The organism is Serratia sp. MMO-28 (assembly GCF_037199905.1).
GTDB classification, from domain to species: domain Bacteria; phylum Pseudomonadota; class Gammaproteobacteria; order Enterobacterales; family Enterobacteriaceae; genus Chania; species Chania oryzae.
The window spans coordinates 21,307-36,036 of record NZ_JBBCVB010000029.1; the positions used below are offsets into that span (position 1 = coordinate 21,307).

General features: G+C 55.0%; 12 protein-coding genes and 1 pseudogene. 7 read left to right on the plus strand and 6 right to left on the minus strand.

The genetic code is table 11. The features are described 5' to 3' along the window. Positions 1–302: 302 nt before the first annotated feature. Positions 303–731: pseudogene (locus WG891_RS27100) on the minus strand (DNA translocase FtsK 4TM domain-containing protein); the annotation flags it as partial. Between the two features lie 204 nt (positions 732–935). Beyond that, positions 936–1,430, minus strand: a complete 495-nt coding sequence (lrp, locus tag WG891_RS21560) for a leucine-responsive transcriptional regulator Lrp (protein ID WP_004928318.1) — start codon at positions 1,428–1,430, stop codon at positions 936–938. 125 nt (positions 1,431–1,555) lie between these two features. On the opposite strand from lrp, the gene WG891_RS21565 reads away from it, so the two are divergent. From WG891_RS21565 to infA, 6 genes are all read left to right on the plus strand, one after another. Next, the gene (locus tag WG891_RS21565; RefSeq protein ID WP_337264421.1) at positions 1,556–1,879 is read left to right on the plus strand and encodes a hypothetical protein; all 324 of its coding nucleotides are present in this window, start codon (positions 1,556–1,558) and stop codon (positions 1,877–1,879) included. Between the two features lie 261 nt (positions 1,880–2,140). Further along, positions 2,141–3,112 (plus strand): thioredoxin-disulfide reductase, encoded by a 972-nt coding sequence (trxB, locus tag WG891_RS21570; RefSeq protein WP_337264422.1) that lies wholly within the window; start codon positions 2,141–2,143, stop codon positions 3,110–3,112. 250 nt (positions 3,113–3,362) lie between these two features. Next, a complete protein-coding gene (gene cydD / locus WG891_RS21575) occupies positions 3,363–5,129 on the plus strand; it encodes a heme ABC transporter permease/ATP-binding protein CydD (protein WP_337264423.1) in 1,767 nt (588 codons plus the stop codon). Positions 5,130–5,131: 2 nt separating this feature from the next. Beyond that, entirely contained in the window at positions 5,132–6,868 is a 1,737-nt protein-coding gene (cydC, locus tag WG891_RS21580) for a heme ABC transporter ATP-binding protein/permease CydC (RefSeq protein ID WP_337264424.1), read from the plus strand. Positions 6,869–6,898: 30 nt separating this feature from the next. Beyond that, positions 6,899–7,624, plus strand: coding sequence for a leucyl/phenylalanyl-tRNA--protein transferase (aat, locus tag WG891_RS21585; protein WP_337264425.1), 726 nt, complete (start codon positions 6,899–6,901; stop codon positions 7,622–7,624). 106 nt (positions 7,625–7,730) lie between these two features. Continuing rightward, a complete protein-coding gene (infA, locus tag WG891_RS21590) occupies positions 7,731–7,949 on the plus strand; it encodes a translation initiation factor IF-1 (RefSeq protein WP_002211347.1) in 219 nt (72 codons plus the stop codon). Positions 7,950–8,152: 203 nt separating this feature from the next. Here the strand turns inward: infA and clpA are convergent, their stop codons facing one another. Beyond that, entirely contained in the window at positions 8,153–10,432 is a 2,280-nt protein-coding gene (gene clpA, locus WG891_RS21595; protein ID WP_156292892.1) for an ATP-dependent Clp protease ATP-binding subunit ClpA, read from the minus strand. 169 nt (positions 10,433–10,601) lie between these two features. After that, positions 10,602–10,922 carry an ATP-dependent Clp protease adapter ClpS gene (gene clpS, locus WG891_RS21600; protein WP_337264426.1) on the minus strand — a complete coding sequence of 107 codons (321 nt, stop codon included), beginning with the start codon at positions 10,920–10,922 and terminating at the stop codon, positions 10,602–10,604. Positions 10,923–11,267: 345 nt separating this feature from the next. On the opposite strand from clpS, the gene cspD reads away from it, so the two are divergent. Next, on the plus strand, positions 11,268–11,489 hold the full coding sequence (cspD, locus tag WG891_RS21605) for a cold shock-like protein CspD (protein WP_037393863.1): 222 nt from the start codon (positions 11,268–11,270) through the stop codon (positions 11,487–11,489). 75 nt (positions 11,490–11,564) lie between these two features. Here the strand turns inward: cspD and macB are convergent, their stop codons facing one another. Further along, positions 11,565–13,511 (minus strand): macrolide ABC transporter ATP-binding protein/permease MacB, encoded by a 1,947-nt coding sequence (gene macB, locus WG891_RS21610; RefSeq protein ID WP_337264427.1) that lies wholly within the window; start codon positions 13,509–13,511, stop codon positions 11,565–11,567. Further along, a complete protein-coding gene (gene macA / locus WG891_RS21615; RefSeq protein ID WP_337264428.1) occupies positions 13,511–14,623 on the minus strand; it encodes a macrolide transporter subunit MacA in 1,113 nt (370 codons plus the stop codon). Before macA ends, macB begins: the two co-directional genes overlap by 1 nt. Positions 14,624–14,730: the final 107 nt, after the last annotated feature.

Here is a 14,730-nt window from a genome sequence, read left to right on the forward strand (position 1 = left end):
TCATCATCAGTATCAATGGCACGCAAGCCACTCAACAATGGATCGCTATCATCTTGTTGCTGGGCAATTTCAGTCACAGGAGGGGCAGAAAACAGCACATCATCGTCGGCCACAGCCGCTGATACTGCCGTCGTGCCCTGGCGATCTGGCCCTGGCTGCTCAACCTGCTCATCCTCATCGTAGTAGCGCTCGTCACGGCGCGAACGATTGGTCATAAAGGTGAGGGCTCCCAGCACCACTCCACCGATTTTTTCAGCAATCACCAACCAGGACCAGCCGGTGAACAGCGTTAAACCCACCGCCCAAATGCACAGCAGCGCTAAGGTAGCACCAATGCCATTGAACCACGGCAGCATGGCACTGCTCAGCAAGCTGCCAATCACGCCACCGGAGGCAAAATAATAGAGATCGTCAACATTCAACGCCGCCAGGCCGCACGAGGTCAGCACCAGTGCCAACGTGCCTATCAGACGCAGCGACAGCGCAAAGTAATCAATGTAATCATGGTCGCCACGCTGGCGGAACCCAGCCCAGCAAAGGATGAGCATGATCGGTGGTATCGCATAGGCGAGTACCCCGAAGGTGAAGAACAACGTGTCCGCTAACCAAGCGCCGACACTGCCGCCCAGATTATGGATAGGTTCATGCCATGCAGTTTGCGACCAACTGGGGTCAGAAGGATTGAAACTGACCAGTGCGGCCATGAGGTAAACGGCAAAAATCGCCACCATGATCGACAGAGCCTCGAGCAAACGCTGCCCGCTGCTGAGCCTTCTCAGGGTAACTTCTTTATCTTCTGTGTATTCCTGGCTCAAGAAAGGCTCTCCAGGTTCCTGTTAGCTGGCATAGTAACAGCGCCGAGAGGCTTCCTCGGCGCCGAAACTGTATGGATAAACAGGAGTATAACGAACTTTATCAGGTTTTGCACCTGCGCCTTACCGTGTTTTGATAACCAGACGGTTACTCTGTTTCACTTCTTCCATCACAACGTAAGTACGGGTGTCATTCACTCCCGGCAAACGCAGCAGAGTTTCGCCCAGCAACTTACGGTAAGCCGACATATCGGGTACGCGGGTCTTCAACAGATAGTCGAAATCACCGGAAACCAAATGACATTCCTGAATTTCTTCAAGCTTCTGTACGGCTGAGTTGAATTGCTCAAACACATCTGGCGCACCGCGGTTCAGCGTGATTTCCACGAAAACCAGCAGGGAAGCATCCAGATAATGCGGGTTGAGCAATGCGGTATAACCATGGATAAAACCCTGGCGCTCAAGACGGCGCACACGTTCTAAACATGGCGTTGGGGATAACCCCACGCGCTTCGAAAGCTCGACGTTCGAAATTCGCCCATCCTTTTGCAACTCATTGAGGATGTTACGATCGATACGGTCAAGATCTTTACCCGGGCGTTTTTTGTTGTCTGCCATTATTATTGTCTCTCTTATGTTCTTCCCTGCACTTGCCACACCCTAGCCAACGTCAATGTGCAAGGGCTTGTTCCAAGCGAAGACCCGATGTCTTTGATAAGCGGTACTCCCCTGAGGCAGGGGATATGTCTGTCAAGCCGACCGCCGTACTGCTTCCTTCATTACCACCTGCCGCCGTTATACAGCCTGTCTGTCAACCCTCTACAACGAATGCAAATGGTGCTCACAACAGAAGAGAATTCACCACCGTAGAGCCAAACCCGCCCTCACCTGCAGCAAGGATGCATACGCTGCTTGCTTGGCATAAATACATACGATTTACTGCCGGTGCGGGGATAATTTCTTCTTCCTATGATGTTTTCGCAAATGCGCAGCGGATTGTCAAAGTAAAAGAAGCAAAATCAGAAGAACGTACCGTGAAGAAAACCGAGCACCTCATTTTCATTTAGGAATATCCATATGAAAAACCCTAGAAGTTAGCGGCATAAACCCAACAAAAATGCCACTTTTCGTGCATTTCTGCGCAGTATCCCCTTGAGGGTTGATTAATGAAATTGCAGAGTTTGTTACTTGCAGGTATGGGGATATTGTCATTAATTAGGATTAGCTATCAGACAAATTGTTAACAACGTCGCCAGATGCTTTTTTTACTGCCGTATTTTCCCTACAATCGCTACCACTGTCCGCCATCGTGGAAAAAGAGGTCATTCATGGGCACGGCTAAACATAGCAAATTACTGATTCTGGGTTCCGGCCCGGCAGGTTACACCGCCGCTGTTTACGCAGCACGCGCAAACCTGAATCCGGTACTGATCACCGGCATGGAACAAGGGGGTCAGTTGACCACCACGACCGACGTTGAAAACTGGCCTGGGGATGCCGAGGGGCTGACTGGCCCAGCGTTGATGGATCGTATGCGCGAGCATGCTGAGAAATTCGAGACTGAAATCGTCTTTGATCATATCAACAGCGTCGATTTACAGAATCGCCCTTTCCGCCTGTCTGGCGACAGCGGTGAATACACCTGTGACGCACTGATCATCGCAACCGGTGCCTCTGCCCGCTATCTCGGCTTGCCAACGGAAGAAGCCTTCAAGGGCAAAGGGGTTTCCGCCTGTGCGACCTGTGATGGTTTCTTCTACCGCAATCAGAAAGTCGCGGTCGTCGGCGGGGGCAACACCGCGGTGGAAGAAGCGCTGTATCTCTCCAATATCGCGTCTGAAGTGCACCTGATCCATCGCCGTGACAGCTTCCGTTCAGAGAAAATCCTGATCAACCGTTTGATGGATAAAGTGAAGAACGGCAACATCGTTCTGCACACCGACCGCACTCTGGACGAAGTGCTCGGCGATCAAATGGGGGTAACCGGTGTGCGTATCCGCAGCACCAAAGAGAGCAACACGGTTGAAGAACTGGCCGTTGCTGGTGTGTTTATCGCGATCGGCCACAGCCCGAACACCGCCATCTTCGGTGGTCAGCTCGAGCTGGAAAATGGCTACATCAAGGTGCAGTCTGGCATTCATGGCAACGCCACCCAGACCAGCATTCCTGGCGTGTTTGCCGCTGGCGATGTCATGGATCACATCTACCGCCAGGCGATCACGTCCGCCGGTACCGGCTGTATGGCCGCCCTGGATGCCGAACGCTATCTTGATGGGATCGCCCAGGCTAACGCGTCGTAAATTCTCCTTTTCGTACAATCAAGGCGGCTTGTTGGCCGCCTTATTTATCTGCAGCACATCCCTCCTCCCCCTGAGCATAACCAACAATCTGCCGCAGCTGACACGACGAGAGGGAGATTTATTTTCAGTCTGCCCAGTGACGAGGTAACATTAGCTCTCACTTGTTTCGCTTCAGGTCGAGGCAAACACTTTTTTTAACAGTACGTTAACCTGACCTGTTGCGACAGGCATCGGCGACGCAGACTACCTGATGAAAAAAACCAGACAATACCAATTAACCCGTTGGCTCAAAACCCAGAGCGCGCTGGCGCAACGCTGGCTGCGTCTTTCTATGCTGCTTGGCCTGTTCAGCGGCCTATTGATTGTCGCCCAAGCCTGGCTGTTGGCCTCCCTGCTTCATGCCCTGATCATCGAACATCAACCACGCGCTGAACTTGTTTCCTCGTTTATCTGGCTGCTTGCCACCTTTGCGCTGCGGGCGTTGCTCGGCTGGTTGCGCGAGCGCGTCGGGTTTATCTGCGGGCAGGTGATCCGCCAGCGCATGCGGGCGCAGGTGCTGGATAAGCTGCAGCGGCTCGGCCCTGCCTGGATCCAGGGGAAACCCGCCGGTAGCTGGGCCAGTATCATCGTTGAACAGATTGAAGATATGCAGGATTACTATGCCCGCTATCTGCCGCAGATGTATCTGGCCGTCTTTATCCCGTTGCTGATCCTGATCACCGTCTTCCCGATCAACTGGGCTGCCGGATTGATCCTGCTGGCCACCGCTCCGCTGATCCCGCTGTTTATGGCGCTGGTCGGCATGGGAGCGGCAGATGCCAACCGCCGTAATTTTGTCGCATTGGCACGCCTGAGCGGCAATTTCCTCGATCGCCTGCGCGGGTTGGATACGCTGCGGTTGTTTAACCGTGGGCGGGCGGAAACGGAACAGATTGCCAAATCCTCGGAAGATTTTCGCCAACGCACCATGGAAGTGCTGCGTATGGCCTTCCTCTCTTCTGCGGTACTGGAGTTTTTTGCTTCCATCTCCATCGCCGTAGTGGCGGTCTATTTTGGTTTCTCCTATCTCGGTGAACTGAATTTCGGCAGCTACGGCACCGGAGTAACGCTGTTTGCCGGTTTCCTGGTGCTGATCCTCGCGCCAGAGTTCTTCCAGCCGCTGCGCGATCTGGGGGCTTTCTACCATGCCAAGGCACAGGCCGTGGGCGCTGCCGAAGCGTTGGAAACCTTCCTGGCGGCGGAGGGGGAACAGGTGGGAAATGGCACACAGGTACTGGATAGCGAGATACCACTGACGTTACACGCGCGGGATCTGGAGATTCTCTCCCCCAATGGCGCATTGCTGGCCGGGCCGCTGACGTTTACCCTGCCCGCCAATCAACGTATTGCGCTGGTTGGGCTGAGCGGTGCCGGGAAAAGCTCGCTGCTGAATCTGCTGCTCGGCTTCCTGCCCTACCGTGGCTCCTTGCTGGTTAACGGAACAGAACTGCGTGAGCTGGCAGCGGCAAACTGGCGCCAACAGCTCGGCTGGGTGGGGCAAAACCCACATCTGCCAGCCCCCACGCTACGGGATAATATTCTGCTTGGCTACCCCGAAGCCAGCGAAGAGCAGCTACGGCAAGCGGTTGAACAGGCCTATGTCAGCGAATTTTTGCCGCATCTGCCAAACGGGCTGGAAACCGAGCTGGGCGATAGCGCCGCGCGCCTCTCCGTCGGGCAAGCGCAGCGCGTGGCCGTAGCACGTGCGCTGATCAGCCCGCGTCGCCTGCTGCTGCTGGACGAGCCTGCCGCCAGTCTAGATGCCCACAGTGAACGCTGGGTCATGCAGGCATTGAATCGTGCTTCACATCAGCAGACCACCTTACTGGTGACGCACCAGTTGGAAGATACCGAAGATTACGACCAGATTTGGGTGATGGACAACGGGCAAATCGTACAGTGCGGCAACTATGCCACGCTCAGTTCGCAACCCGGCCTATTCGCTAATCTGATCGCACACCGCAGCGGGGAGCTATAACTATGGGCGTTTTATTGCCATTCCTGGCGTTGTACCGCAGGCACAGCGTCCTGATTGGCCTGGGGATTATCCTGGCGATCGTCACTTTGCTGGCCAGTATCGGCCTGCTGGCGCTTTCCGGCTGGTTCCTGGCCGCCTCTTCGCTGGCCGGGTTGGCCGGTCTATATACTTTCAACTACATGTTACCCGCGGCGGGCGTGCGCGGAGCGGCGATCTTCCGCACGGCGGGGCGCTATGCGGAACGCGTTGTCAGCCATGATGCGACGTTCCGCGTGCTATCACACTTGCGGGTATTTACCTTCAAGAAGATCTTGCCACTGTCGCCCGGTGGTATTGCCCGTTTTCGCCAGGCTGAACTGCTGAACCGGCTGGTGGCCGATGTCGATACGCTCGATCACCTGTATCTGCGCGTGATTTCACCCCTAGTCAGCGCGGCGGTGGTGATTATGGTGGTGACTTTTGGCCTGAATTGGCTGGATGGCCCGTTGGCTTTCACCTTGGGTGGCATTCTGCTGCTGTTGCTGCTGTTGCTACCCCCGGTGTTCTATTACGCAGGCAAGCCGATAGGCGGTGAATTAACCGCATTGCGCAGCCAGTACCGCACCGATCTGGCCTCTTGGCTGCAAGGGCAGGCTGAACTGGTGATTTTTGGTGCGTTGGACGCTTTTCGCACCAGATTAAATGCCACGGAACAGCGCTGGCAACAGCGTCAGTGGCAACAGGCTTCGCTGGGCGGCATCGCCCAAGCACTCACGATTCTTGCCAGTGGTTTTACCGTCACGCTGCTGCTTTGGCTGGCGGCAGCCGGTATCGGTGGTGATAGCCAACCGGGGGCGCTGATTGCCCTGTTTGCCTTTGCCGCACTGGCCTCTTTTGAAGCTATGATGCCGGTTGCTGCCGCTTTCCAGCATCTGGGCCAGGTGATCGCTTCCGCCACGCGAGTCAAGCAGATTATCGATCAGCAACCGGAGGCTATTTTCCCTGACACGGGGCCAGCAGCACAGCCCGGCGTAACGCTGGACCTGCACGATCTTTCTTTCACCTATCCAGGGCAGCCGCTCCCGGTGCTGAATGACGTGACATTAACTATTGCCGCCGGTGAACACATCGCGCTGCTGGGGCGAACCGGCTGTGGTAAATCCACCCTGCTGCAGTTGCTGACGCGCGCCTGGAATGCCAACAGCGGCGAGATTCAGCTCAATGGGCAACCGTTGAACGCCTACGATGAAGCGGCGCTGCGCGCCATGACTGCCGTCGTCAGCCAGCGGGTGTATATCTTCAGCAATACGCTGCGTGAAAACCTGCGCCTCGCTGCCCCGCAGGCAAGCGACGAAATACTGAAAAACGTGCTGCAACAGGTTGGATTGGACAAACTGCTGGAAAACGAAGGCTTAAATGCCTGGCTAGGCGAAGGTGGCCGCCAGCTTTCAGGCGGTGAACAGCGCCGTCTGGGGATTGCCCGCGCATTGTTACACCAGGCTCCGCTGTTGTTGCTTGATGAACCGACCGAAGGGCTGGATGCTGAAACCGAACAGCAGATTCTGGCTCTGCTACGCCAGCATTGCCGCGGCAAAACGCTGATTCTGGTCACTCATCGCCTGTACGGTCTGGAGCATTTTGATCGCATCTGTGTGATGGACGGCGGCCAGATCGTGGAGCAGGGCCATCATGCTGCCCTGATGCAACAATCAGGTCGTTATGCCCAATTCCGCCAGCGGATCAACAATATCTCGCTGTAAAACGGCCTGTAGGCAACGCTGAGGAGTTCTATGCGCATTGTTAAGCTGTCACCGCAATCATTAGCGTTCCCCTCACCAGAGGGCGCTCTGCGCGATCCTAACGGCCTGTTGGCAATCGGTGGCGATCTCACGCCTTCACGCCTGCTGGCCGCCTATGAGCGCGGCATTTTCCCTTGGTACTCACCGGGGGAAGCGATTTTATGGTGGTCGCCCGATCCGCGTGCCGTTATGTTTCCCTCTGAGCACCACGTCAGCCGCAGCCTTAAACGCTTCCTGCGCGCCAATCCTTTCAGGATCACTCTGAATCAGGATTTTGCTGCGGTGATTGCCGCTTGCGCATACCGCCCAGACGAAGGAACCTGGATCGGCCCAGAAGTGCAGCAAGCTTATTTACAGCTGCACCTGCAGGGCCACGCCCACTCCGTTGAGGTATGGCAGGAAGATAAGCTGGTTGGCGGCCTGTACGGTGTCGCCCAAGGTGCGCTGTTTTGCGGCGAATCCATGTTCAGCCGCACCACCAATGCCTCAAAATGTGCCTTGATGGCATTTTGCCATCATTTTGCCGCTTATGGCGGGGAATTGGTTGACTGTCAGGTGCTTAACGCTCACACTGCCTCGCTGGGAGCCAAAGAAATTCCCCGCCGCCAATTTTTGCAGTTGCTGAGTCACCTCCAACGCAGGGTTTTAGCGCCGGAATGCTGGCAACCACAAGTGATACCCCCACATCCGGTTGAACCGCCCTCCCCAACAAACTAATTTTGCGGAAACGGTGCATTGTTCACCGACACTTCTTTACATAATGTGGGTTTTTCGGCATTATCTTGCCGGTTAAAAACTAAGGTAGTTACACCTAGAGGATTCGATGGCCAAAGAAGACAATATTGAAATGCAGGGCACCGTTCTTGATACGCTGCCAAACACCATGTTCCGCGTTGAATTGGAAAACGGGCACGTGGTAACCGCTCATATCTCCGGTAAAATGCGTAAAAACTATATCCGCATCCTGACGGGTGACAAAGTCACTGTAGAGCTGACCCCGTACGACCTGAGCAAAGGCCGCATTGTCTTCCGTAGCCGTTAATCGGCTCACCCGTTGCCAACTTTTGGCAACATTGAGGATGTGATCCCTCAGGAGCCCTTTCCGTTTACCCCCGCAGCAACGTTCAACACCGAGTTGCACCGGCGCGAGTAAACTGAGAGGGCTCAATCATTTCCGTTGTGTGTGAATTCACGCATAAAAAAAGCGATGCCGAAGCATCGCTTTTTTTATTATCAGATTACCGCTTAATGCACGGCACCTTCATCGGCTTTACGCATCGCAGCGCTGAGGAAGCGATAGGTCAGCTGTTTCTTGTCCTTATCCAGCTCGACTTTCACCGAACCACCGTCGACCAGCGAGCCAAACAACAGTTCGTTGGCCAGCGGTTTCTTCAGGTTTTCCTGCATCACGCGCGCCATTGGGCGAGCCCCCATCGCACGGTCATAGCCTTTCACTGACAGCCAGTCACGCGCTTCGTCGCTCACTTCCAGCGACACGCCCTTGGCATCCAGTTGTGCCTGCAGTTCAACGATAAACTTGTCGACAACCTGCTGGATCACCGCCGGAGACAGATGGTTGAACCAGATGATGTTATCCAGACGGTTACGGAATTCTGGCGTGAACACTTTCTTGATCTCTTCCATCGCGTCAATACTGTTGTCCTGCTCGATCAGGCCAATCGATTTACGTTCTGTTTCACGCACCCCGGCGTTGGTGGTCATCACCAGAATAACGTTACGGAAATCTGCCTTGCGGCCGTTGTTATCGGTCAGGGTACCGTTGTCCATGACCTGCAACAGCAGGTTGAACACGTCCGGGTGCGCCTTCTCGATCTCGTCCAGCAATACCACCGCATGCGGATGCTTGATCACCGCATCGGTCAGCAGCCCCCCCTGATCGTAACCTACATAGCCTGGAGGTGCGCCAATCAGGCGGCTAACGGTATGGCGCTCCATATACTCGGACATATCAAACCGCAGCAGCTCGATATCCAGCGCTTTCGCCAGTTGCACCGTAACTTCGGTTTTCCCGACGCCGGTCGGCCCGGCAAACAGGAAGGAACCCACCGGTTTGCGATCCTGGCCCAACCCCGCACGGCTCATCTTGATTGCCTCGGTCAAGGCTTCAATCGCCGGATCCTGACCAAACACCAGCATTTTCAGGCGATCGCCCAGGTTCTTCAGCACGTCACGATCGCTGGCAGAAACGGTTTTTTCCGGGATACGCGCAATGCGTGCAACCACAGACTCAATATCCGCCACGTTAACGGTTTTCTTGCGCTTGCTGATCGGCATTAACCGGCTGCGCGCGCCCGCTTCGTCGATCACGTCAATGGCCTTATCCGGCAGATGGCGATCGTTGATATATTTCACCGACAGCTCAACCGCAGCGCGGATCGCCTTGGCGGTATAACGCACGTCATGGTGCGCTTCATATTTGGTTTTCAGACCGTTGATGATCTGAATGGTCTCTTCCGGCGTCGGCTCAGTAATATCAATTTTCTGGAAGCGACGTGCCAAAGCACGGTCTTTTTCGAAAATATTGCTGAACTCCTGATAGGTGGTGGAACCGATCACCCGGATCTTGCCGCTCGACAGCAGCGGTTTAATCAGGTTAGCGGCATCCACCTGCCCACCGGAAGCCGCACCGGCACCGATGATGGTGTGAATTTCGTCGATGAACAGAATGCTGTTCTGATCCTGCTCCAGTTGCTTCAGCAGCGCCTTGAAGCGTTTCTCAAAGTCGCCACGGTATTTGGTACCTGCCAGCAGCGAACCGATATCCAGCGAATACAGCGTGCAGTCAGCCATCACTTCCGGCACGTCGCCCTGCACGATACGCCAGGCCAGCCCTTCGGCGATCGCGGTTTTACCCACGCCGGATTCCCCCACCAGCAGCGGGTTGTTTTTACGGCGACGGCACAGCACTTGAATAGTACGCTCCAGCTCACGATCGCGGCCAATCAACGGATCGATACCGCCCACACGCGCCAGTTGGTTCAGGTTGGTGGTGAAGTTTTCCATACGGTCTTCCCCTCCGGACTGCTCTTCGTTTACCGGGTTCTCCGCATTCGGAGCCTGGCCCGGCTCATCTTTACGCGTACCATGTGAAATGAAGTTCACCACGTCCAGACGGCTGACGTCGTGTTTGCGCAGCAGGTAAGCCGCCTGCGACTCCTGTTCGCTGAAGATCGCCACCAGCACGTTGGCACCGCTGACTTCGCTGCGGCCAGAAGATTGCACGTGGAATACCGCACGTTGCAGCACGCGCTGGAAGCTGAGCGTCGGCTGAGTGTCGCGCTCTTCTTCGCTGGCAGGCAGCGTAGGCGTTGTTTGTTCAATAAAGGCTTCCAGTTCCTGACGCAACGCCGCCAGATCCACCGTACATGCCTCGAGCGCTTCGCGCGCGGCAGGGTTGCTGAGCAGGGCCAGCAACAGGTGCTCCACGGTCATAAACTCATGTCTGTGCTCACGCGCTCTGGCGAAAGCCATGTTGAGACTGAGTTCCAGTTCTTGATTGAGCATAGGCACCTCCCAAATAGATTACCTTTAAGCCTGTTCACCAGACTATCTTACTTGCCACTTTGCGCTAGGGCTGTGTTTGCCTTTTCACGCACTGCGTATACGTTCTGGGCTACGCGTTGCCGACACCCAAACTGGCGATACCGATAACGCCTATTGAATCAGACTCCATTCAGGCTTTCTCCAACGTACAAAGCAACGGATGCTCATGCTCCCTGGCGTAACGGTTCACATGGGCGACCTTGGTTTCCGCCACCTCGGCGGTGAAAACACCGCAGATCGCCTTACCTCGATAGTGAACCGTAAGCATCAGTTGTGTTGCACGTTCAATATCATAAGAAAAGAACTTTTGCAGCACGTCAATCACAAATTCCATCGGTGTGTAATCATCGTTGTTAAGTATAACTTTATACATTGATGGCGGTTTTACCGCATCGATTTGTTTCTCTTCAGCCAAATGTTCAAAATTTAGCCAATCGTTGCTCTTGCCCATCGCTGTTCATCTTCTCTGCCATACCCTCATATATCGGGGCACGTTTGGGTTATCCAAAGGGAGTATTGCTACTATTTTACCATCTTCACGGCCAACGCGCCGCAGCAGAAAGTTGATAAAACGGCCCCGATTTTTTGCACAATTTGTTACCAAACAATGTCAATAGCGTTAACTGCTTCAAACTTTGGTGAACTGCCCGCCACTGTCAAAAGCCGATCCCTTGACGTGATGATCATTTGCTCTAGAGTGTAATTTCGTGAGTTGCTGGTCTTTTGACCACCTGAAACTCACCAGAATCAGTTATTCATCTCACCTAAAATATTGCGTTGCGAGGGATGTAGAAGCATGGAGACGGGTACTGTTAAATGGTTCAATAACGCCAAAGGTTTCGGTTTTATCTGTCCTGAAGGCGGCGGTGAAGATATCTTCGCTCATTATTCAACAATCAAAATGGATGGCTACAGAACGCTCAAAGCGGGCCAGCAAGTCAGGTTTGACGTTCATCAAGGGCCGAAAGGGAACCATGCGAGCCTTATTATGCCGCTGGAAAGCGAGGCACTGGCCTAGACGCCCCCTCAAAGCTCTTCTACGATGCACATAAAAATGCCAGCCAACTCTGACTGGCATTTTTTATTGGGCTTATCACTCACGAGCCAACGCATCAATCGGGTTCAGCCTTGCCGCACTGCGCGCCGGTAAATAGCCGAATACCACACCGATCCCAGTCGAGCACAGAAACGCGCTCAGCAACGCAGCAGGAGGGAAACTGATCTGCCAACCCGGCAGCACCATTTGCACCAGCAGGCCGATGGCAAACGACAGGGCAATCCCCAGCGCACCACCCACCAGGCACACCAGCACCGCTTCAATCAGGAACTGCTGCAATACGTCGCCAGAGCGAGCCCCCACCGCCATACGAATGCCGATCTCGCGCGTCCTTTCCGTTACCGAAACCAGCATGATATTCATCACCCCGATGCCGCCAACCACCAGTGAGATCACTGCCACCAGCGTCAGGAAGAGCTGCAAGGTACGGGTGGTTTTTTCCGCCGTCTGTACCAGGGTGTCCATATTGTAAGTGAAGAAATCTTTCTTACCGTGGCGCAAGGTCAGTAAACGCGTCAGTTGCTGTTCCGCCTCCAGGCTGTTGTAACCCTCGGGGATACGCACGGTGATCGAATCAAAGCTGTCTTTGCCTACCAGGCGGTTAGCCATGGTGGTGTAGGGCACCCACACGCTCAGCGATTGGCTGCTGCCAAACATCGACTGCTTCTCTTTTGCCACGCCCACCACCGTGGCTGGCATATTACCGACCAGAATCACTTCCCCCACCACCTCTTTTTGGTACGGAAACAGACGGCGCTGGGTATTGGTGTCAATCACCACCACCTGCGCCTGCGATTGCACCTGCCGAGGATCGATACCCGCACCCTGGGTGAATTCCATGCCATAAACCCGGAAAAACTGCTCGCTGACGCCGGTGACATTGGCCGCAACATCAATACTGCCAAAACGCAGCCGCATACTGCTGGCGATCTTGGGTGACAGTGCGCTGACGTAGGGCTGCTCGCGTAGCGCGTCCAGATCGCCATATTTCAAAGCCTGGCGGTAAGCGGGATCATCATCGCCAAAATCTTTCCCCGGAAAAACATCCACGGTATTGGTACCGATCGATTTGATATCTGCCAGCACCATTTGTTTAGCTGCATCGCCAATCACCAGAATCGACACCACCGAAGCGATACCAATGATAATCCCCAGCATGGTGAGCGCCGTGCGCATTTTGTTGGCCACCATCGCCCGCCAGGCCATCACCAATGCCTCACGGAAACGGCCGGATATCTGCTGCCAGGAAGGGGCCGGGGTGGCCAATTCCACGGTTTTTGCCTGTGTATTGTTGCGTGCCACCGAACCAGAATCGGCGATGATTTCCCCATCGCGAATTTCAATAATCCGTTCGGCCTGGCGCGCCACCGCCGGATCGTGCGTGACGATAATCACCGTGTGCCCCTGCTCACGCAGTTGCTTGAGGATCGTCATCACCTCTTCACCGGAATGGCTGTCGAGTGCGCCGGTCGGTTCGTCCGCCAGGATCACCTGCCCGCCGTTCATCAACGCCCGCGCAATACTGACGCGCTGCTGCTGGCCGCCAGAAAGCTGGCTTGGCCGATAAGCGATGCGTTCACCCAGACCCAGGCGCTGCAGCAACGCCGCCGCCCTTTCCCGCCGCGCCGCCTTGCCTAAACCGGCATAAACCGCAGGAACCTCAACGTTATGTGCTGCGCTCAAGTGGGGTAACAGGTGGTAGCGCTGGAAGATAAAACCAAAATGCTCACGCCGCAGCTGTGCCAGCGCATCACCGTTGAGGGTGGCAACATCCTGCCCAGCCACCCGATAAGTTCCGGCACTGGGTTTATCCAGGCAGCCGAGAAGGTTCATCAGCGTCGATTTACCGGAGCCGGAGGCCCCCATAATCGCCACCATCTCACCCGCCTCAATGCTCAGGCTGACGTCCTTCAGCACATCCACCGTCCGATCGCCAGAGAGATAGCTACGCCGGATCCCCTTCAGTTCCAACAACGCCGCCATCAGTGGGCCCCCACGCCGCCACGGCTGATAATCACTTCGTCACCCACGTCCAACCCGCTGAGGATCTGCACATCAATGTTATTACGAATGCCGATGGTAACTTCACGCGCTTCTTCTTTGCCCTGTTTCAGTAGCGCAACGTGATAACGATTATCGGCGATCTGATCCCCTAAGGCTGTTAATGGGATCACCAGCGCATTGCTGACACCAGAAAGCTGAATATGCACCTGAGCCGTCATTTGCAGGCGCAACAAACCTTCCGGGTTCGGTACTTCAAAACGCGCGTAGTAGAAAATGGCATTGTTGACCTTTTCCGGCGTCGGTTGGATGTCTTTCAGCACGCCATCGAAGCGCTTTTTTGGATCGCCCAGCACGGTAAACCAGGCTTTCTGCCCCGGTTTCAGGTTGATCACATCGGCTTCAGACACCTGGGCTTTTACCAGCATGGTGCTCATATCCGCCAACGTCAGAATGTTAGGTGCCTGCTGCGCGGCGATCACCGTCTGGCCTTGCTGAGTGGTGATCTGCACCACGTCGCCGTCCATCGGTGCTTCGATACGGGTATAGGCCAGGTTGATTTTTGCGGTGTCCAGGCTGGCCTGATTTTTCATGATCTGCGCTTTGATGGTGGCAACCTGCGCTTTTTTCACCGCCAGTTCGGTCGCATATTGATCCAGATCCTGAGGCGATACCGCCTGCTGTTTGGCCAATTCACGATTGCGCTGTAAGGTCACCGACGCCAACTGCTGTTCTGCCTGCGCCTGCAACAACTGGGCCTGCAGTTGCTGCAGGGTAGCTTCACCTTCACGAATGCTGTTTTGCGCCTGTTGCGGATCGATAATGGCCAGCAGTTGGCCCTTTTTCACCCTGTCGCCAATCTCGACCTTCAGGCTCTCCAACTGGCCGCTGACCTGAGCACCGACGTCAACCTTGCGCACCGCATCTAACTGGCCGGTTGCCAGCACGTTCTGCTGCAGATCACGCTTGGTTACCTTGACCGTCTGAAAATTCACCGGTACCGGATGGCTAAAATGCCAATAGAGCAGAGCGGCGAGCGCTACTGAAACGGTGCATCCTATCAACCAGCGTTTTTTACGTCCTGCTAACCCCATCAATGTTTGTTCCTACCTGTTTTTGTCAGTCGTGGGCTGCCGAATACCACAGCCGAATAAAGTTATCATGCTTAGTTATCAATAACTAAACCTAAGCTCAACGCGTT